1 protein-coding gene is annotated in these 597 nt (G+C 45.2%); it reads right to left on the bottom strand.

What is annotated here, in order from left to right:
- A partial coding sequence (locus R7Z49_RS26345) for a phosphoenolpyruvate carboxylase (protein WP_318112612.1) occupies positions 1-597 on the bottom strand: 597 nt, incomplete at both ends.

Below are 597 nucleotides of genomic sequence, written 5' to 3'. Positions count from 1 at the left end.
ATTGGTAAACCTTCACCTAGGTAAGACTTCAGACGATCATTCATTTCACGTAGGAAATCTGGCACAGCTTCCCACAGTGAGTTTTCTACTACGGCAAAGCCCCATTTCGCTTCATCCAATGGAGTAGGGCGTTGTTGACGAATCACGTCAGAATGCCAGCTTTGTGCGATAAGTTGCTCTAAGCGACGCTCTGTTTTTTTGCGTTCTTTAGAAGACAGGTCGCTGAGTTCTAGTTTGGATAAGCACTCGTTGATCTTGACCAGTTTATTGATCATGGTGCGGCGAGTGATTTCCGTTGGGTGCGCGGTTAATACCAGTTCAATATTCAAATCACGTACCGCTTGAGCCGTATCGAGTTTGCTAACATCGTTTTGTACCAGTTTTGAAAACAGCGAGTTGATCGCGTCTGGTTCACAGATGTGCTCTTCACGGTGACGTGAAATGGTGTGGTATTGCTCGGCAATATTGGTGAGGTTTAGAAATTGGTTAAACGCACGGGTGACTGGCGTTAGTTGCTCATCGGGTAGGTGTTTGATTTCTTCTATCAAGCTTTCCCTGTCTGCTTGATTACCTGCTTGAGCCGATTTGGATAATTTA

Origin of the sequence: Vibrio sp. 1562 (assembly GCF_033340155.1) — a bacterium.
Lineage (GTDB): Bacteria > Pseudomonadota > Gammaproteobacteria > Enterobacterales > Vibrionaceae > Vibrio > Vibrio alginolyticus.
The sequence above is the reverse complement of the archived record's forward strand: the minus strand, read 5'-3'. Positions and strand labels throughout refer to the sequence as shown.